This is a genomic window from Clostridioides sp. ZZV14-6009, assembly GCF_020658095.1.
Classification (GTDB): domain Bacteria; phylum Bacillota; class Clostridia; order Peptostreptococcales; family Peptostreptococcaceae; genus Clostridioides.
The window spans coordinates 53,978-74,664 of sequence record NZ_JAGWDG010000004.1 but is presented as its reverse complement, the minus strand read 5'-3'; the positions used below and the strand labels follow the sequence as shown (position 1 = coordinate 74,664).

Here is a 20,687-nt window from a genome sequence, read left to right as displayed (position 1 = left end):
TTAGTTATCTTATATTCATTCCTAAATGGCTTAAGTAGAAAATTAAACTTATAAATCATTTTTTATCACTTAAATTCTTGAAATAATTAAATTAAACTTTATACATTTATTAATTTGTAGCATAATCCATATTCATGCTTTTTTTTATCAAAATTCCATGATACAATAATACTGCTAGATAATAGTAGTTTAATATAGAACTAATATATATATAGTTATATAATAATAAATATCAAAAAGGAGAGTGAATTGTAATGTTATCAAAACCAGCAACAATGCTTTTAGGCCTAATAAATGAAAAACCTCTTAATGCCTATGAAATTATAAAAGTGTTAGAATACATGAATGTAAAGTACTGGTTTAATATCGCAGACTCAACCGTATATACTACAATTAAGACTTTAGAAAAAAGAGAATTGATTTTAGGTACTGTTAAAAAGGATGGTAATATGCCAGACAAAACAGTTTACACAATCACAGAAAAAGGAAGTATAGAATTTCATGATACTTTGAGAAATTCTATTTTGAAATTCGATTATGACACTAATATTTTTTCTATTACAGCATTCTTTATTGAATGCCTAGGAAAAGAAGAAAGAAAAAATCTTTTAGAAAAACGATTAGAAATTTTAAATCAATATCTAACAGGAATTAAGCAAAAAGATGATGATGATTGGAAAAAGGAAGTTAGTGAATTTCATGTTGCTAATGTAAAACGTATGATTGATATAGTATTAGCAGAGATTTCTGGGACAAAAAGATTATTAGCTGTTTATAAAGGTTAAACAAAAACTGTAAATAATGTCTTTCCACATATAATTCATAGTCTACTGTTTTGTATTTATTTCATTTACTCTTCTTTCATAGATATAGAAAGGGCACCTCATATGAAGTGCCAATCTATATTATATTCATTTTTATTTATTGCCTTTAGTTATTGTATAAGAGCTATTTCTCAATATATTTTCATATAGCCTTATGACAACTTGCATTTATAGTATTCTTTTTTTATAAAGCTTATTATATATGATTATGCCAAAGTCGAATATTCTTCTACATACTGACTATATACATATCCGGAATATCTTTTCCCATTTTTGTGGATATTAATTCTTGACCATTTTCCAACACTATAACAGACTTCAACTTTAAAACCATCAGGAATTGTAGTTATTATTTTTGAATCTGTTGTTCTGTCATTTCTTAATTCTAGATTTAAACCATTAGTTTTTATATTTCCTATGTAATTTCTTTTTCTGCTTTCTAGAATATTATTACTTTTAGTGTTGCTCAATTTCTCTAAATATTTATAGAGTAACCAACCTTTGTCATAATTACTTTCAACTTCTGCCCATTTTCCATCTACACAATTTAACTTAACCATTTTTCCTTCTGGTATGCTTTTTAATTTCATACTGTTTATATCTGGTTTCTCTCTTAAATTCAATTTAATCTTAGTCTTAAAATTGAGGTTAGATTCATCAAAGTTTTTTAACATTAATTCAGATATCATTTCAAGCCCTCCTCTTGCCAAATTTTAAGTTATTAAAAATACCTAACTCTTAAAAAATAAATTTAACAAAAATAATTATTATCTTTTTGGCAACTGGCTGACATGACCTTTATTATATAAAGATTTTAGTCCCTATAGCTTTGCGTCATTAGATTTATCTAATATTGCCTATATCTGAATAATAACACAAATTAAATATTTAAAAAATAATATTCCCTCAAATTTTATATTAATTAAATATAAATTCAATTTTTAATTAATAATAAATAAAAAATATCTTTATATTACTAAATAAATTATTATTCTCTATAAGTCATCTATAAAATAGTGATTTACCTAACATATAATTTTTTTAAAGCTTACTTGACAAAAGAAGTATAACACTGTATCATTATTATAAACCGACGGTCAGTCTGTTTTCCAAATATAATTATAACATGTCTATATATTTGTATGATTATGAAAGTATATAAAGACTACTTAATAGAAATTTTGATGAAAATAGTGGTAACTATTGTTATCTCTTATCAATATGCAGCATTAATAAAAAATAACTTATTATACACTTACTTGAGCTTTTTTATATTCAACTCAGTTTACTTACTTCAGTTATTTACATTGCTATACTTATGCTATTTTTAATTTTTAGAAATTTTTAAGAAACGAGGATGAAATATGTTAAAAAGAATATTACAAAAAGATTTAACAAGAAATAAAGTAGTAACAGCCGCATTATTCATATTTATTTTACTGGCAGCTATGTTAATATCTAGTGCTACAAATATTATTATGGAACTTACTAGTTCTATGGCTTCCCTGTTTAGACAATCTCGTGCACCTCACTATGTTCAAATGTATTCTGGAGAATTAAACCAAAAATCAATCAATGAATTTACAGCTTCAACTCCGTCTGTAAAAGAACAACAAACTGTTGAACTCTTAAATATCAATGGAAGGAATATTTTTCTAGGAAATGATAAAAAAAGCCAGTCTGACAGTGTTTTAGAAAATAGTTTTGTGAGGCAAAATAGTAAGTTCGATTTTTTATTAGACATGGATAATGAGATATTTCAAGTAGAAAATGGAGAAATAGGGGTTCCTGTCTATTACATGAAACAAAATAATTTAAATGTTGGAGATAAGATACAAATAGTCAATGGTGATTTCTTCATGAAATTTACAATAAAAGACTTTGTACGTGATGTACAAATGAACCCTTCCCTTGTTACTTCAAAGCGTTTCTTAATCAGTAATGATGATTGGAATACTTTACATGCTAACTTGGGTGAAAGTGAGTACCTGATTGAGTTTCTATTAAATGATATAAATAAAATTAGTGAATTTGAAACGTTATATCAATCAACTAATCTTCCACAAACAGGAACATCAATAACTTATTCTCTTTATCAAGTGCTAAATGCATTATCTGATGGAATTGTAGTTGCAATTATTATCTTAATTAGTGTTCTACTTATTATAATTGCTACTTTATGCTTACGATTCACACTAATTGCAACTATTGAGGAAGATTATCGTGAAATTGGTGTTATGAAAGCAATTGGTATCCAAAGTGGTAATATCCGAAAGTTGTATCTGGCAAAATATATATTGATTGCATCTTCAGCAAGTTTTTTTGGTTATATAACCTCATTATTTATTGGAACTTTTTTTACAGAAAATATCAATCTTTATATGGGCAAAGTAGAAAAAAGTGCTTTTGCTATTTTTATTCCATTAATTGGTGCAGTTATTGTATTTATAGCAGTTATATTCTTTTGTAATCTAATACTCAAAAGATTTAATAAAATATCAGCAGTAGAAGCATTAAAAACAGGTACTTCAATGACCACTAAACGAAACAGATATAATATAAAACTATACAAAAGTAAAATAACAAATGTTAATTTCTTTTTAGGATTAAATGAAGTAACTGGAAGATTTACCATTTATAGCTTACTCTGCTTTGTTTATGCTGTCTGCATCTTCCTTATGATTGTACCACTTAATTTTCTAAATACTATTCAGTCTCCAGAATTTATTACTTATATGGGAGCTGGTCAAAGTGATATTCGCATTGATTTACAACATACAAATGAAACTCAAAACCATCTTAATTCTATATTGAAGGTTATTGAAAGTGACAATGATGTTGAAAAGTATGCTTCCTTTATAACGAGTTCTTATAAGGTAATGAACCAGGATGGGACGATAGAAAATATGAAAATAGAAAATGGAGATTTTTCAACTTTTCCACTTGAATATGTAAAGGGTTCTGCACCAACAAATGAAAATGAGATTGCTCTATCTGTTATAAATGCTGATGAATTAGGGAAAAGTGTTGGAGATAATTTATCTATTTTTTCAGAAAAAGATAATGAGCTAATCCTTACTGTTAGTGGAATTTATCAAGATGTTACATATGGTGGTAAGACTGCTAAAGCGATGCTACCTTACAAAGAAGATACAATTTTATGGCATGTCATAAATTTAAATATGAAACCTGGAGTTAATTTAACAGATAAATTAAATCAGTATAGAATGAATTGTTATCCCGCAAAAGTTACAAATATGGACGATTATGTAAGTCAGACATTAGGCTCTGTTATTAGCCAATTAAGACTTGTTATAAAGCTAGCTGTTATTCTATCTATTTCGATTTCTGGATTTATTACAGCAATGTTTTTTAAAATGTTGATTGCTAAAGATACATCACAAATTGCAATTATGCTTAGTTTAGGCTTCTCTACTAAAAATATACGAACTCAATATATTGCAAGAGCATTATTAGTCCTTACAACTGGAATTATTTTAGGAACTATTGCATCAAATACAATTGGTCAAAAAATAGCAGGGCTACTTCTTTCTGGTATATCCAATTTACAATTTATAACAAATCCAATAATTGTATATATAATTTGTCCAATAACTTTAATTATAACTGTATCTATTGCTATCACAACAATCAGTATGACAATCAAAAAAATAAAAATTATGTCTATCATAGAATAAGAGGTATATTATGAATAATATTATAGAAGCTAAAAAAATTAGTAAAGAATATGTCATCAGCAAAGAGAATATACATCAAGTTTTAAAAGGAATTGATTTAACCATTCAACATGGAGAGTTTGTATCTGTTATGGGAGCTTCTGGCTCAGGAAAAACAACTCTACTTTATAACTTAAGTGGTATGGATAAACTCACATCTGGAAACATTACATTCTGCGGAGAAATGATTTCTAATATGTCTGAGGAAGAATTATCGAAGATACGATTAAAAAAAATGGGATTTATCTTTCAACAAAGCAATTTACTAAAAAATTTAAATATCTTTGACAATATAGTCCTTTCTGCCTACTTGAGAAAGGAAGAAAGCCGCCAAATAATTAATGAGCGAGCAAAAATACTTATGGAGAAGACAAATATCTCAGAAATCAAAGATAAAGATATTACTCAGGTTTCTGGTGGTCAACTTCAAAGAGCAGCTATATGCCGTGCTTTAATTAATACTCCAGAAATCTTATTTGGAGATGAACCAACAGGTGCACTTAATTCTAAAGTAACAAATGAAGTGATGGATATTCTTTTAGATATCAACCACTCTGGTACGACCATTATGCTTGTGACTCATGATGCCAAAGTTGCAGCAAAAACAGAACGAGTAGTATTTATGTCCGATGGTGTAATCATAGGAGAAATTATATTAGGAAAATTTAATGAATATAATAACAATTTAAAAGAAAGAGAAAACAAACTTACAAACTGGTTATTAGAATTAGGTTTTTAGAAATATTAGTACGAATAAAACAGATATTACTAGTAGTATAAATCAAAATAAATTATGAGTAAAGAAATAAGTAAATCTATTATTAGGGAATCTATAAAGTAATATAAGTACAACTTTTTAAAGCCTTAATTATTTATAAGAAATTTTTTATATATCTAAATTAAGATATGCAATATTTTATTAAACTATCTACTTCACATATATATTAAAGCTGATGACTTATCTAATGTTTGATGATAAAATAAAATTAATAAATATTTAATTATAGAGGATTATATTATGAACATTATTAAAAAAGTAACCTTAGTATTAATATTATTAATTGTAATATCAATAACAGGATGTTCTCCAAGAGAAAGTGCTAGTGAAGTAGCAAAAAAGTATACTGATAGAGTAAATTCTGGAGATTATGAAACAGCATATGATTTACTAAGCAAAGACACCAAGAAAAAAGTTAGTCTTGAAAGGTTTAAAGAGTATCAAGATGTATTAATCGAGACCAGAAAAGTAATTGGCTATAAATTAGGAAAAGAAGAAAATATAGAAAAGTATAAATATGATAAAAAAGAATATAAGAATCTTATTAAACTAGAAGAAACTTATGATATAAAAGATATGCTTTCCAGAAAAAAGAAATCTTTAAAAATTGATAGGTACTTTGTAGTTGAAAAAAATCGATATAAGTTATTGTGGCATGAAAATTTTAAAAGTAACCTTAGTTCTAGATACCTTGATTTTGTATATCTAAAACTTGAAGAATTTTCAGAAGCATCTTTTAAGGAAATTGCTATATTGCTAAAAAAAGCAACTGCGGCTGATCCTAGCAATTCAGATCTTTACTATATAGAGGCATCTAACTATATGTATTTAGATGACTATGATAAGGCTCTACTTCCAATTAATAACTGTTTAAAATATTTAGATAAAAAAAGTTCTAACTACAAAAAGAAAGCAAGTGATGCATACAATTTAAAAGGAGTTATATTAATGTGTAATAAAAAATATGATGATGCAAAAAAAATTTTAAATAAGTCATTAGACATTAATCAAAATAATGATGATGCAAAATATAACTTAAATACAATAAAAAATGATTTAGAGTAACTATTTAATTTATACAAAATAAACTAATTTCTATTTATTATGTATTTATATAATATTCTCTATTAAATTAAAATACTTATAAATTAATTACAAACTTAAATTATAAAAAAGAACTTATTACTATATGAAAGTTAATATATGAGCAATAAGTTCTTTATATTTGTACGTAAAACATTAATCAATTAAATTTAAAATACATAACAAGATAATACTAAAAATATATAATTATGTTAGATAATAAAATCTAAAGCAATATGTATTTATAAATATTTATAATTTTTAAATTTGTATATAACAGTAGTTAAATATTACATAATAAATCCAAATAAATATATAGATATAACACCCGTAACAATAGAAATCCCAATAGATTTAAATTTATATGCAACAAGAAGTACAATTTGAAAAGATATAATTTTAGGATTTACTACAGATAAATATAAATTATCTCCATTAAAAAATACATCTTTCGCTGTTAAAGAAGTAAGTATTGCTACAGGTATAAATTTCATTATTTTTTTCAAAGACTCAGGCATATCCTTTTTCGAAAAGATTAACATTGGAAGAACTCTTGGAAGATATGTAACAATGTACATTCCTATTATAATAAAAAATATGTAATTACTATTATTCATAAGATTCCTCCTTTTTATAATACACCTCTTCTGCAAAGAACCCAATTAAAGATGCTAAAATTGATGCGACTATAATTACTAAATTACTCTTAAACAATACATATAAAATAATTGAAATAATAATTGATGATATAAATACTAAAACATAAATTTTGTTTTTTATTTGAGAAACTATTAATGCTATAAACATAGAAGTCAGTATAAATCCAGAAATAGAACTATCTACAGATATTGTTTCTCCTAAAAATGCCCCAATAAAGTTAGCTAAGACTGATGAAACTAGGCAAAAAAAATTGAGATAGATTGCATTTCTGTCAGTCCAATTTCCAGTAGTAAATTTTTCATAATTAACTGCAAAAGTTTCGTCAGTTATGGTATGGCAAAATGGCAATATAAACTTTGGACTTTTATTTTTTATATACATATTTAAATTGGAACTCATTAAGAAATGTCTCAAATTAACAATAAATGTGGTTAATACAATGGATGTTATACTTGCACCAGCTGAAATCATTGAAGCTGCAATAAATTGAGAGCTTCCTCCAAATACCAAAGTTACCATCAATGCTATTTGAAAAGGTGAAAGACCAGATTTCTGCAGTAGTATTCCTCCTACTATACCTATTGGTATATAGCCCAAAAATATGGGTATAGAGGCAATAAAACTTTCTCTTAGTTGTTGAGTTCTTTCCATGATAAATCACTCCTTTTAACTTTTAATATATTGAGTATTATTAAAATATAAAATAGATTAATCATATAATTGCAATTATACTTAAAAATAAATTTGAATTAACTATATAAGCTTTACTATAATAAATAAAAATAAATTAGTTTTGAAATACTATTAATCTATAATTACTTTTTGTTATAAGGCAATGATATATGTCAATTCTTATAAATCTATTATCTATTATCTATTATGTTTTTATTGTAACAGCAAAAAAAATTACACACAATTAAAATATTGTGTGCAATACAATTATCTTTTTTCTTTCAGTAATCGTTTTAATACACTTAAACCAGATTTAAGTTCTTCTATATTTTCTGTAGCACATACAGCTATTCTTATTGCAGAAATAGGTTTTTCTTTTCCAACCGCAAAGCGCTCAGATGCATAAACTTGTACACCTTCTTTGAGTGCCTGTAACTCAAGTTTTTCTGCCATTATATCATCAGGTAGTATTAACCATCTAAATATACATTCATCATTTCCTAAAATATTATACTCAGATAAATATTGATTGACAATCTCATTTCTTCTCCTAGCAGACTTACGGCGTGCCTCAATTAATTTATCTGCTTCTCCTGATGCAATCATACGGTAAGCTATTTCTGTTAAAAAATATGATTGAGACAGATTAATATTATATAAAGCACTTGATAACGCTTCTCTATACTTTTTAGGTGTAGCAATGTATGCAAGACGTAAGCTAGGTGCAAGAATTTTTGATAAGCTTGTAATATAAATTGTCTGATTAGGTATATAATTAGCAACTGGGTTCAAATGTATTTCATTAAGTAAACCATGAATAGCATCCTCAATCACAATTAGATTATATTTAGATGCAATATGTGCAATCATTTTTCGTCCAGCCTCTGACATTATATGTGTAGTTGGGTTTTGATAATCTGGTATTATATATATTCCCTTGATGTTTTCATTCTTGCAAGCATATAATAAACCTTCTTCACTAATCTCTCCATTTTCTTGTTTAATTGGTATCAGTTGTATTCCAAGCATTTTGGCTGCCGTCTTTATTCCAGGGTAAGTTAATGGGTCTACACCTATTCTATCTCCATGTTGAAACAGACCTGCCAAAATAGCTACAATTGCATTTTGTCCTCCACTTGCAGGAAGTAAGCTATCAGAAGAGGTTTTAAATCCAGTTTTGGAAATCAATTTAGCTATAGCTTCTTTTTGCCAATCAGCACCATCTCTCTGTCCATATTGAAATATAGTTTTAAAATCCAATTCTTTAGTTATTTGTTTAAATAAAGTACTCATTTCTTCTAATGCACAATCTGGATTCATTGTACCCATTTCAATGAATGTAATTTTATTACTTGACATCAAAAATAAATTTGACCGTATATCATAAGCTACAAAAGTTCCACTTCCTGTCACACCGCTTATTAATCCTTTCTTTTCACAAATTTTAAAGGCTCTAGAAATAGTACTTACATTTACATCTAGGAAGTCTGCTAATTCACGTTGTGGTGGTAATTTAGTACCAGGCAACAAAGTTCCATTATTAATATCTTCTTCTAATTGTTCTGCAATAGCTTTATATAGTATTTTCCCTCTTGATGGTCGTTTTGGCTTCCAATTCATAGGATAATTTTCAAAAGAATTAATTGGCATAAAGTTTCACCTCACATTACTAATTTGACTGTTTTGTTTATCTAAGGCAATAAATTCATTAAGAAAGTGATTATACAAATCTCCAACCTAAACAAATTAATCAATAGCTGTATTTCATAATTACCTTTAAATTTATTTTAATATATACACCATATATTTAAAGAACTTTCTTGTCAATATAAAAGTAGTACAAACCATAATTAAATGAATACTAGAATATTTAATTATTTTTGTACAATAAAAAAGAAGGCATAAAGAGCTACCCTCAAGCTCAATATACCTTATAAATATCTACACTTCGTTTTTGACTAATTTCTCTATGTCCTTGATAATATGTTCTTTAGATTTTTTTCCAGCTATTGCATCAAAAATTGCAACAGCTTTTTTCTCTCCAAACTTCTCTGCTACATCATTAAACTCTAGAAATCTAACACTTTCCTTTTGTTTACCAAACATACAACACCTCTCATACATTTTTATATATTTATTATAACTTCTATATGTTTATTTTTCACCAATAAACGTTAGACAAATTAGTGCCTTTATTTTTTTAACTTTATTTTCCCTTCAAAATCCTTAACAAAACTAGTTTATTCTACCCTATGAATAAAAATATACAATTTAATTTGTAGGAAACTCAGTAATAAAATAAAAAAATCAATACTTCTCTTTCCAAAAGTTTTACAGTAAAAATAATAAAAATTATTTATTGTGTAGCAGCTTTGATATATACATAAGATTCACTAACTATTTTGTTTCTCAAAGTAAGTAAAAAATAAAATAGTTAATAACAGAAAAATTTCAAACTGATATGATATTAATAGATACAATCTCTGTATGTCTTTGACATATGCTATCTCGAAAGTTTTTGATGTTACCATAGAGACTTATTTAATTTTACAGATGGCTAAGTATAATAGGAGATATTTAAACTGATTAAATTAAGACAATCAATAATTTTAATGTTTAATTGTTGACTTTGACACCGTGTCGTAGTTTATACTAAAACTGTAAGGAGGAAGTATAATGAGGACAATAACTATAAGCCAAGTATCTAAAAATATGGGTATATCCACTAGAATGCTACGCTATTATGAACAAATTGGATTAATTAAAAGTTTTCGTCGTGAAGGTTATTCTTACAGAGTTTATGATGAAGAAGCAATTTCTAGAATTGAGCAGATTATGCTTTTGCGTAAATTGCGAATTCCTGTACGTCAAATTCAAATAATTCTAGAAAATAAAAATGCAATTACTGCTATTAACATCTTTCGTCAAAACATAAATGAATTGGATGAAGAAATTACGGCTCTTTCTACAATCAAGGATATTCTCTTTTGTTTTATCAAAGAACTAATTAAAGTTACAGAACTACCACTCAAAACTATTATTTCTGAAAATGACACATTGTTATCAGCTATTGAATCACTCAATATTGTTAGTATTAATTTTAAGGAGGAACAAGGTATGAATAAGTTAAATAAAGCAGATGAAAGATTATCAAAACTCAATGATGTACGTATAGTATACCTACCACCAACTACTATTGCTTCCGCTCATTATATTGGTGATGACCCAGAACTTCATGCAAATACAATGCTTGATGAATTCGTGCGTAAAAACAATTTGAATAAAATTAAACCAGATTTAAGACGTTATGGTTTCAATCATCCTAATCCAATAGATGAAACAGGCTATCATGGTTATGAAGCATGGGTGACAATTCCAGATAATATGGAGATTTCGGCACCACTTAAAAGAAAGCAATTTGCAGGAGGGTTATATGGTGCACATATGATTGCTTTTGGCAATTTTGCTGAATGGGATGCACTTCTTGAATGGGTGAATAACAGTGAGAAATATGAATTTGCAGGTGATTTACAAGACCAAGAACATATGTGTGGTCTTTTAGAAGAACATTTAAACTATTTTAGCCATATAGAAAATACAGACCATGAGGTAAAAGATATACAACTTGATTTACTAATACCTATTAAGGAAAAATAAGATAAAATATCAGCATAATAATACTAGTTTGTCAAAAAGATTATATGACTGTGAGATAACAATTATGATAGAGAAAGATTATTTTTGAAAAGAAGAAATATGTCTTTTATTTAACATTCTAACTATTGACAATTAGACAAGATTATAATAAAAAATAGATAAACTATATAGTTTATCTATTTTTTTATTACAACTTTAAGGAATCAATATATTTAAATTTAATAAAATTTATCTAAAGTCTTTCTAAAATTCCAATATGTAAAATATTAAAGTTACATTAATAATATAAGTATTTGTTATGTAATAGTATATGCTATATTAAAACATACTCAATAGTATTATTAAATTAATATATTCGTATTAATACAAATAACTATGTACAAAAATTATATATTAAGTTCTTCTAAGATTTTTATTGCAAATCTTGCATTTGGATATGTAATAGAGCCACCACCAATTACACCTATTTTTATTGCTTCTATAATTTCAGCCTTACTTGCTTCAGAGTCGACACATCCCTCTATATGATAGCAAATGCATTCATCACAACGACTTAAAATAGAAATTGCTAATCCCATCAACTCTTTATTTTTTTTACTTATGGCTCCCTCTGAATAAGTCTTATCATTAAGACTTCCAAATACTTTAAAAAATTCATCTGTTTCACTTAGTTTATTATTATATAATTTTCTATATTCTTTCATTTCTTCAAGATTCATATCTACCTCCTGTGTTTATAAATAATTTTTATAGATTATACTATCACATCATACTTGTATTTTCAATATTAAATATGAATTTTCAATTTATAACACATAGCTTGATTTGCAAATGACCTTAGAATATATAATCAATGATGATTTCTCACTTTGAATATTAATTAATTTTCAGAGCTAAAATAAATACCTTAATAAGTTTTTAATTGTCTGTTTTAGCTCTGAAATATATAATATTTAACTAAGTTTTATAAAAATATATAACTATCCTAATTATTTTTAGCTGAATTTTTATATATAAAATAAGAATAAATAAATGGTATCACTACAATCATAATTATTATGAAAGTATTATAAAAAGGAATATTAATAAATGCATTAATAATTAACAATATTCCACCAATAATCCAAATCCACCCAGCTAAATGATGTGTTTTATTCCAATTTTCTTCATTATTAAGAGTCCATGGTAATTTTATTCCTAATGTATAATTTTGTTTACATTTAGGAATATAGTTTCCAATAAAGAAAATCAATATTCCTGAAAATAATCCTATATAAAAGTTTGTCTCTAAAGTAATTCCTATTGAATACATAATCATCATCACTTGTAAAATAACTGACAGTATAGCAACTCCCCACTTTGAAAAACTTTGAAGTATTTTTGAAAATCCTATTTTCTTTGGTTCATTTTCAAGTCTAAACCATGTATATATATGAATACATAGCATTAATAATGGTACACCAAAAGCTGCTATAACTTTTGGAGCATAATTATCTGGATTTCCATAGTTGTCAAAATGAATTGCAACCTGATCTGGTAATCTATTATAAAAATAAATTGATACAATAAATGGTATAAAACATACTAAAGTTGATAAAACAAATTGTTTATTTATCATTTTTTTCATTATCTTTTTCTCCCTTCTCCATAAATTGTGAAAACCAAAGCATAACTTCTTCAAAAACTGAAGTATTTATTTCGTAGAAAATAAAGTTTTTATACTTGGTTTCAAATATGAGCCCTGCCTTTTTTAATTGTGATAGATGATAAGAGATTGTGGCATTTGTCATATTAAATTTTTCACTAATTTCTCCTGCTGACATCCTGTTACTCTTTAGCATAAGTAAGATTTCTCTTCTTATAGGGTCAGAAAGAGCCTTAAACGTTTCTGGAAAACCCAACAATATCACCTCTCTATTTAGAATTTCATCTAAATACAATATAACATAATTAATTATTCATTTCAATAACTATTTAGATTTTTTTCTAAATAGTTATTGAAATTATTATATAAATTTTTAGAATTAGTTTTAAATAAAGCAATCTCACTCATAGATTACTCTTATTTAAATACTTTACTTTCAAAAAAAATAAAAAGACTTAGAAATAAAACTCTAAGCCCTTTTATTTTACAAACTTTCTTATATTTAAAATATAACGTGCACTATTTATGCAACATATTCATACTTTTCTCTGTATTCTCTTACGGCATCATTCCAAGCTTCTTGTACTGTTACACCTCTTTTATTAGCAATTCTCTGTGCCAGTTCAATTATTTTCATAGCTCTTCTTGATATGTTCATATATATTCCTCCTACAAATTATTATATATTTCATATACATAGATTAAAGTTATATTTTTATACTATATAACTTTTCTATTCTAATATTACAATTTCCATATGTATTATATATGAACTGTATTAGAAGATAATTAGAATTTTTGTAAAATTTGTATATATTCATATTTATACAACATTGACCTAATGAAAATCTTAAAATAACTTGAAATATATATTCTGATATATACTCTAATAAGCATTTAGAAACTGCAAAATACTTGAAGTTTTTAATAGTTAATATCATATAAAAAATCTACAACTAATCTAATTACAGTGGTTGTAGATTTTTATATAATATACAAATAATTATAAAAGATAAAACTATCCAATTAAAACAATGTTTGGTACATTAGCTTTGTGACCATAAATAATGCCATTACTAAAAATATTGGTTTTATCATTTTTGAACCATTTTTTATTGCAACTTTAGCACCTACATAAGCCCCTATTATCATTACTAATGCAAACAACACAGCAATTTTATAATATACTTGACCATTTATCATAAATAATAATAATGAAGTTACATTGCTTGTCAAGTTTAATATTTTTGTATTTGCTGAAGCATGCAAGAAATCATATCCATATATTTTTATAAATCCAAAAGCTAAAAATGTTCCTGTTCCTGGCCCAAAAAAACCATCATAGAAACCCATTATAAATGCCATAAGCATTCCTAATCTCAAATTTTTCTTATTAATACCTTCAAATCTGTCTTCTTGACCTAAATTTTTAGAAACAAAAGTATAAATTGCCACTATTAAAATCATCAATACAACTAAAACATTTAGTATATTTTCATTTATTGATAATACACATTTTACTCCTAAAATACTGCCTATAATAGTAAATGGAACTAATTTTTTTAAGAGTTCATTATTAGTTTTGCCAGATTTTGCATACCTATAAGCACTACTTATACAACCTGCTGATGCTGCAAATTTGTTTGTACCAATAGCAAGATGTATTGGTACTCCAATAGCCATAAGAACAGGCATACTGATAAGTCCACCTCCACCTGCTATAGAATCTACAAAAGCAGCTATAAAGCCCCCTATACATAAAAAAATAATTACAAACATAAAATTCCTCCATACATTCTATTTCAATCTCCTTTACAATATATACTTCATACAATTCTTTCTTAATTTTTATTGTCCAATATATTTTTTCTATATTCATTTGGAGTGCTATTATTAAATTTTTTAAATATTTGTGAAAAATAACTGCTATTATTAAATCCTACTTTCTTGCAAATATCAGCTATACTCATATTCCCATTTTTTAAATATTTTTTAGATTCTTCTATTCTAAGAATATTTATATACTCAGTTATTGAAATTTTATTCTTTTCATTGAAAATAGAACTTAAATAATTTGGACTTATAAAAAACATCTCAGATATACTATTTAAATTTATATTTTCTTTATAATATTTTTGTATATATTCGTTTATCTTTTCAATTAAATTTACTTTATCTTTTCTCCAAAATTCTCTATTTATATCAATACATTCTTTAGAAAATTCAAGTAATATATTCCATAAGTCTTTATCACTACTTACAAGTGATATTTTTTTAGTATATTTATTTTTTACGTAATAGATAAGATTTAAATCTTCTAAATCTCTAAGTACTGTTCTAGATAATACAAGTATCACCTCTTGAATAATACTTTTAATATTATTATGTATTTTCTTATTTATCTCTATTAATTTACAAATGCCTTCTAAATTCATATTTTTAATTTCTTTCTCAAGAGAAAATTCTAATTCATAAGGATACTCTACACAGTTAGTATTAAGTATACTAATTCCTACAGGACTTATAATGCACTTTTCTTCTAATAGCTTATAATTAGCCCTTTTAAGTGCATCTTCAAGTTTTATATTTTCCTTTCTACTCTTTAATATTTCCTCATCTTTTATACTAAGTTGGTTTTCAAAGAATCTTCTTTTTGCTATTTCCTGAATAAAATCAGTTACCATTAGTAAATTTTCTTTTAATACATATAATCTACTTTTAGGATTTAATGGGATTTCACTGTAAATTTTATTTATATATTTTATATCTATATTTGAGTTATTTGATAATATCGATAACTTTTTATCTATATCAATAGATTTATATATTATAAAATTTCCACATTCTATATATCCAATTATATTTTCTTCTAATACTATAGGTATCTCTAGGCTAGAAACATCATAATCACAATTATATATTTTAGTAAAATTATCGTTATTTATATTTTTATTAAGTTTTCTATTACATGTTCTTATGTTTTTGCAAATATTGCAAAACTTAACTTCTCCATTAGTTTCAAATATTTTTTCGTGTTTTGAATCATAAATAGATATTTTTAGCTTCAGTATATTAGATATTTGATTTGCAATATTTTCAATTATATTTATATTAATTAACTCTTGTATATTATTCTCAGAAAACATGATTGGTAATTGTTTTAAGCTTGAAAATTTATAGGGAACATAGGCGATTAATATTATCAAATCATTTTTACCAGTATTTATAATTTCATGTTCTGAATATGGTGGGCAATAGATTATTGATGATTTCTTTATATTAATCTTTCTACCATCAATTATTTGTATTCCTTCTCCTTGAATCACGTATAAAAGTTGTTCTTCACTTAAATGAAAATGTTTTTCTTGACAATTTCCTGGAAAAAATTTTACAACTCCAGCACTAAGTCTATTAGATTGTGTTTTTGATGGCTCATGTATCCATGTAACTTCTCCCCAATTAAATTTTTGCACTTCATATTTACTCGACTCACTAAAATACTCCATAAGCTCACCTCTTAGTTTTTGTCTAAATATTTTTTTATTCTTTCAAACGTCTCATTGCTTATAACATGCTCTATTCTACATGCATCTTTTTCAGCTATATTGAATGAAACTCCCAATGTATTTATTAGAAATCTAGTAATTAAAATATGTTTTTCATAAATTTCTTCTGCTTTTTTTCTACCATTTTCAGTTAAAATAATTTCACCATCAAACTTCATTACAATGAGACCACTTTCCTTTAAAATCCCTACAGCTCTACTTACACTTGCTTTACTATAATTTAGTTCTTTTGCTATATCAATAGACTTTACAATTCCATTTTTCTTCTCCAAAATCAATATTGTCTCTAAATAATTTTCTCTTGATTCATACATTTCTACTTCCCCCAAGCAATAACAATTCAATTCTAATATTTTTATCATACCAATTAAAAAAGTATAACTGTATGTTTTAACATCATAATCTAGATTGTTCATATATATAATAAAAAATACTCACTTTTATACTCATAAATATTTTTACCACTTACATTAATATATCTTATCATAATTTTCTTTTTTATTACATAGAGAAACCTCAGACAAAATAAAAACCAGTTTAGACTTTGATACATAGTGTAAGAAAAGCATTAAAAGCAAGACTTTACATACATAAACAGACAATAAAGTTATAAAAAGAGCACAAAAAATTATTTCTTAACTGCCTTTTTTTCGTTTAGATAGGCTACTTTTTCATCTATTTGCTCCATACAATGTTCCAACACATGTATTTTATTTTGAATATTCTGTTTATGTTGTTCAAATAGGCAAATTCTTTTATCTATTGTATCATCTCCCATATCACAGAAATGAAAGCATTCATATATATCCTTTATAGATAAACCTGCCTTTTTAAGTTCTATAATAAAGACTAGGCGTTCTATATCCTCTTCTAAAAAATAACGAACACCACTTGGTTTTCTATTGATAGGAAGTAGCAAGCCTTTTTCTTCATAAAAACGGATTGCTGATGGAGAAATTCCGGTTATTTTTGATACCTCAGTCATGGAATATTGCATGTTCTTTACCTCCATAAAATTTTAAATGAATAATAACATTATAAAAATTCCTTTCATAATAGTCAATCAGTAGTCAATAAAAAAGTATTGACTTCAAGTTAGGTTGAAGTTGTATAGTTTGAAGTGTAAAAATCAACTGGTAAAAGAAAGGATGATATAAATGGAAAAATATGCAACTATGATTAAAGAAAATTTAAATGCAGGAAAAGTACTTTGTGGAATTGCAGTTTCACTGTCTGATTCAGCTGTAAGTGAATTAGTAGGGCTATCTGGATATGATTTTGTCTGGATTGAGGGAGAACATGGATCCTTAGACCGTAAAGACATTCAGCAACATATGATAGCGGCACATGCTGGCGGTGCTGCTTCTTTAGTTAGATTAGGAAATAGTGACCCTGCTCTTGTTAGAGCCATAATGGATATGGGAACAGATATCATAGGATTTCCATTTATTAATACAGTACAAGACGCACAAAAAGCAGTATCAGTTTGTACCTACCCACCAAAAGGTATAAGAGGATGTAATCCTCAACGTGCTTCTTATTATGGGCGTATGAATTATTTAGACTATATTAAAAACGCAGATAAAGAAACATTGAAAATGATGTTAATTGAGCAAAAATCAGGCTATGACAATCTTGAAGATATAGTTCAGGTTGATGGTGTTGATATTATAGCACTAGGTCCTGGCGACCTATCTTTAGATCTTGGCTTTGCTGGAGATATGGATAGACCAGAAATAAAAAATATGATTACTCATGCTGCTGAGATATGTAAAAAATATAAAATGCCTTTTATCGTCTTTCCAACAATAGAAAAGACAAGCGTTGAAACATGGGTCAATATTGGTGCAAATATGCTTTGCTTTGCACAAGATACAACCTTTATCACTTCTGCTATCAATCAATTATGGTCTTTTTATGATGAAGTTGTACCAGTTGAAAAACATCATTAAATAATTGTATTTCTTGTACAATAAACATACTGCCAGATAACAAATAAAAAATTATTATCCGGCAGTACTGAATATATCTTGAAGTCAAAACATTAACTATTTTCTCTTTTATAGAATATTCATCACATATGTCATACTATTAATATTTTTTAGCTTTATGTATACTAATATTATCATTAGTTTTTAAAAATTAGCTTTTTATAGCATACAAATTTATTCAGCCAACATTTTACCTAATTCAATACAATTAGCCTCTGCCTCTCCATCTGGATCTTCCATTGCTGTGATTCCTTCACCACCTATAATCGTAGCACCAGCATTTTGCATACGTTCTTCCCAATCTCTCATCCATTCACAATTTCCCCAACCATATGAACCAAATAATCCAATTTGTTTACCTGATACCATTGATTCTAATTCTGATACAAATGGTTCCATATAACCTTCTTCTAATTGCTCTGCTCCCATAGATGGGCAACCTAGTGCAAATTTATTTTCTCCTTTTAAATCGCTTGGTTTCAATAAACTTACATCTAAAACCTCTGGTGTTTTACCTTTTGACTTTACACCTTCTGCTACAAAATTTGCCATTTTTTCAGTATTTCCTGTTCCACTCCAATAAACAATATATATTTTACTCATTTTTACCTCCTATGATATTTTTAATTAATATATTAGTTAGCTATAGCTAACTAATATTTAAAAAATAAAAGATTTCTTTATTTGAAATCTCTTTATTTTTTCTAAATATATAATATCATGAGTAGTTTTAAAAATCAATATTTATCGATAATATTTCTCATTAAATAATTTTTATCATTTATCTATTAAATACATAGTCTTTATTTTTCATTAGCAAACAAATACTATCTTTTAGTATTACCCTTGTATTTATAAAGATTTAAATATAGGTAACCATTTCCTTGTTCTGTTCTAGGCAAACCAAGTGCCCTTGTACACTTTATTAACTGTGCATACAACTCAGCTTCATCAAAATTTCGTTCAAATTCTTCTCTTGCCCACTCTTTAATCAATGCCATTGAACCTGTTACATAGGGTGCACTCATACTAGTACCACTCATAATAGCAAGCTTATTATCCATATAAGTTGATAAAATATTTCTTCCTGGTGCAACTAAATCTATTGTACTATTTGAATTGCTAAATTTCTCAACTAAATAGTTTTCATTTATTGCACCTACTTCTATTACTTCAGGATAACTTGCTGGGTAACTATATTCACTTGTACTAGAATCCCCATCTCCATTATTACCAGCTGCACACACTACAGGAATATTATTTTTTACTGCTTGTAAAACAGCATTTTTTAGATTTTTATCATCTTTATTCCCTCCTAGAGACATAGATATAATATCCACCTTGCTACTTACAGCAAAGTTGATAGCATTAATTATACTCTGATACGTCCCAATACCATCTTTATTTAATGCTTTTGCTATTAATAATTTACAATCTGGTGCTACTCCCATAACTTCATTATTATAATTAGATGCTGCTATAATACCTGCTACATGTGTTCCATGTCCATTAAAATCCTCATATATATTTTTATTTCCATTACTATCATCACTGAAATTTGCCCCTCCGATGACTTTCCCTTTTAATAGAGGATGAGATGTATCACAACCTGTATCTATTATACCAACTACAACATTTTTACCAGTGTAGCCCTCTTCCCACATTCCTTTAGCATTCATTTGTTTTATACCATATGGAAATTTATTCTTTGTTCCTCTTAGATTTTCATTTATCTCATATGGAATTAACTTCATTTTTTTATTCATAATGTATCCCCCTAAAAATTTTATTGCATATAAAAAATTATAAACAAGTTAAAATGATAAACTATAAATTAATAATTTAATTTATAGTTACATGATTATACTCATCTATTTATATTTATGATATGTTTTTTATTTTTAGGAGTCATATTTTATTGTCTACAAAATAAAATTTATGTGCTATATCAAAATAAAGATTTGCTTACATATGCAGATTTACTTTCATAGAGAATTTACTTTTTTATAAGATACAAAATATTTTATACGTTTGAAACAATAAAATAGGATATCTTATTTATGGTAAAAACATT

At 26.3% G+C, this 20,687-nt stretch carries 21 protein-coding genes, 1 pseudogene and 1 riboswitch; of the genes and pseudogenes, 7 read left to right on the top strand and 15 right to left on the bottom strand.

Going from position 1 to position 20,687, the window contains the following annotated elements; translation table 11 throughout:
- Nucleotides 1-254 precede the first annotated feature (254 nt).
- Complete coding sequence (locus KGF36_RS07625) at nt 255-785, top strand: PadR family transcriptional regulator (protein ID WP_227827989.1); 531 nt, start codon at nt 255-257, stop codon at nt 783-785.
- Between the two features lie 245 nt (nt 786-1,030).
- On the opposite strand, the gene KGF36_RS07620 is transcribed toward KGF36_RS07625, so the two are convergent.
- On the bottom strand, nt 1,031-1,513 hold the full coding sequence (locus KGF36_RS07620) for an SH3 domain-containing protein (RefSeq protein ID WP_227827988.1): 483 nt from the start codon (nt 1,511-1,513) through the stop codon (nt 1,031-1,033).
- An 85-nt stretch (nt 1,514-1,598) separates the two neighbouring features.
- A riboswitch (cyclic di-GMP riboswitch) is annotated at nt 1,599-1,692 on the bottom strand.
- Between the two features lie 496 nt (nt 1,693-2,188).
- Here KGF36_RS07620 and KGF36_RS07615 point away from each other — a divergent pair.
- The 3 genes from KGF36_RS07615 (at nt 2,189) to KGF36_RS07605 (ending at nt 6,404) form a co-directional block, all read left to right on the top strand.
- Nucleotides 2,189-4,522 (top strand): FtsX-like permease family protein, encoded by a 2,334-nt coding sequence (locus KGF36_RS07615; protein ID WP_227854659.1) that lies wholly within the window; start codon nt 2,189-2,191, stop codon nt 4,520-4,522.
- Between the two features lie 10 nt (nt 4,523-4,532).
- A complete protein-coding gene (locus KGF36_RS07610; RefSeq protein ID WP_227827986.1) occupies nt 4,533-5,300 on the top strand; it encodes an ABC transporter ATP-binding protein in 768 nt (255 codons plus the stop codon).
- 279 nt (nt 5,301-5,579) lie between these two features.
- Nucleotides 5,580-6,404, top strand: a complete 825-nt coding sequence (locus KGF36_RS07605; protein WP_227854658.1) for a hypothetical protein — start codon at nt 5,580-5,582, stop codon at nt 6,402-6,404.
- A gap of 308 nt (nt 6,405-6,712) precedes the next feature.
- On the opposite strand, the gene KGF36_RS07600 is transcribed toward KGF36_RS07605, so the two are convergent.
- The 4 genes from KGF36_RS07600 to KGF36_RS07585 form a co-directional block, all read right to left on the bottom strand.
- Nucleotides 6,713-7,039, bottom strand: a complete 327-nt coding sequence (locus KGF36_RS07600) for an AzlD domain-containing protein (RefSeq protein WP_227854657.1) — start codon at nt 7,037-7,039, stop codon at nt 6,713-6,715.
- Entirely contained in the window at nt 7,032-7,733 is a 702-nt protein-coding gene (locus tag KGF36_RS07595; RefSeq protein WP_227854656.1) for an AzlC family ABC transporter permease, read from the bottom strand. Before KGF36_RS07595 ends, KGF36_RS07600 begins: the two co-directional genes overlap by 8 nt.
- A gap of 288 nt (nt 7,734-8,021) precedes the next feature.
- Entirely contained in the window at nt 8,022-9,404 is a 1,383-nt protein-coding gene (locus tag KGF36_RS07590) for a PLP-dependent aminotransferase family protein (protein ID WP_227841625.1), read from the bottom strand.
- Between the two features lie 291 nt (nt 9,405-9,695).
- A complete protein-coding gene (locus tag KGF36_RS07585; protein WP_227435106.1) occupies nt 9,696-9,860 on the bottom strand; it encodes a hypothetical protein in 165 nt (54 codons plus the stop codon).
- 570 nt (nt 9,861-10,430) lie between these two features.
- Here KGF36_RS07585 and KGF36_RS07580 point away from each other — a divergent pair.
- A pseudogene (locus tag KGF36_RS07580) lies at nt 10,431-10,634 on the top strand (MerR family transcriptional regulator); the annotation flags it as partial.
- Between the two features lie 237 nt (nt 10,635-10,871).
- Nucleotides 10,872-11,411, top strand: coding sequence for a GyrI-like domain-containing protein (locus KGF36_RS07575; RefSeq protein ID WP_227842007.1), 540 nt, complete (start codon nt 10,872-10,874; stop codon nt 11,409-11,411).
- Between the two features lie 386 nt (nt 11,412-11,797).
- On the opposite strand, the gene KGF36_RS07570 is transcribed toward KGF36_RS07575, so the two are convergent.
- The 8 genes from KGF36_RS07570 to KGF36_RS07540 form a co-directional block, all read right to left on the bottom strand.
- Nucleotides 11,798-12,130, bottom strand: a complete 333-nt coding sequence (locus KGF36_RS07570) for a carboxymuconolactone decarboxylase family protein (protein ID WP_227827980.1) — start codon at nt 12,128-12,130, stop codon at nt 11,798-11,800.
- A 266-nt stretch (nt 12,131-12,396) separates the two neighbouring features.
- Nucleotides 12,397-13,038, bottom strand: coding sequence for an SdpI family protein (locus KGF36_RS07565; protein ID WP_227827979.1), 642 nt, complete (start codon nt 13,036-13,038; stop codon nt 12,397-12,399).
- On the bottom strand, nt 13,019-13,312 hold the full coding sequence (locus KGF36_RS07560) for an autorepressor SdpR family transcription factor (protein ID WP_227827978.1): 294 nt from the start codon (nt 13,310-13,312) through the stop codon (nt 13,019-13,021). The genes KGF36_RS07565 and KGF36_RS07560 overlap by 20 nt, the downstream gene beginning before the upstream one ends.
- Nucleotides 13,313-13,579: 267 nt before the next feature.
- Nucleotides 13,580-13,714 (bottom strand): hypothetical protein, encoded by a 135-nt coding sequence (locus KGF36_RS20160; RefSeq protein WP_255287792.1) that lies wholly within the window; start codon nt 13,712-13,714, stop codon nt 13,580-13,582.
- Nucleotides 13,715-14,082: 368 nt separating this feature from the next.
- Entirely contained in the window at nt 14,083-14,835 is a 753-nt protein-coding gene (locus tag KGF36_RS07555) for a sulfite exporter TauE/SafE family protein (RefSeq protein WP_227827977.1), read from the bottom strand.
- Nucleotides 14,836-14,897: 62 nt separating this feature from the next.
- Entirely contained in the window at nt 14,898-16,562 is a 1,665-nt protein-coding gene (locus KGF36_RS07550; protein WP_227827976.1) for a helix-turn-helix domain-containing protein, read from the bottom strand.
- Nucleotides 16,563-16,573: 11 nt separating this feature from the next.
- Nucleotides 16,574-16,936: a metal-dependent transcriptional regulator gene (locus KGF36_RS07545; protein WP_227827975.1), complete on the bottom strand. Its 363-nt coding sequence runs from the start codon at nt 16,934-16,936 to the stop codon at nt 16,574-16,576.
- A gap of 314 nt (nt 16,937-17,250) precedes the next feature.
- Nucleotides 17,251-17,619 carry a MerR family transcriptional regulator gene (locus tag KGF36_RS07540; protein WP_227827974.1) on the bottom strand — a complete coding sequence of 123 codons (369 nt, stop codon included), beginning with the start codon at nt 17,617-17,619 and terminating at the stop codon, nt 17,251-17,253.
- A gap of 160 nt (nt 17,620-17,779) precedes the next feature.
- Here KGF36_RS07540 and KGF36_RS07535 point away from each other — a divergent pair, with 160 nt between their 5' ends.
- Complete coding sequence (locus KGF36_RS07535; protein ID WP_227827973.1) at nt 17,780-18,574, top strand: aldolase/citrate lyase family protein; 795 nt, start codon at nt 17,780-17,782, stop codon at nt 18,572-18,574.
- Between the two features lie 213 nt (nt 18,575-18,787).
- On the opposite strand, the gene KGF36_RS07530 is transcribed toward KGF36_RS07535, so the two are convergent.
- Nucleotides 18,788-19,216: a flavodoxin gene (locus KGF36_RS07530; RefSeq protein ID WP_227827972.1), complete on the bottom strand. Its 429-nt coding sequence runs from the start codon at nt 19,214-19,216 to the stop codon at nt 18,788-18,790.
- A gap of 224 nt (nt 19,217-19,440) precedes the next feature.
- Nucleotides 19,441-20,379, bottom strand: coding sequence for a S8 family peptidase (locus KGF36_RS07525; protein WP_227827971.1), 939 nt, complete (start codon nt 20,377-20,379; stop codon nt 19,441-19,443).
- Nucleotides 20,380-20,687 lie beyond the last annotated feature (308 nt).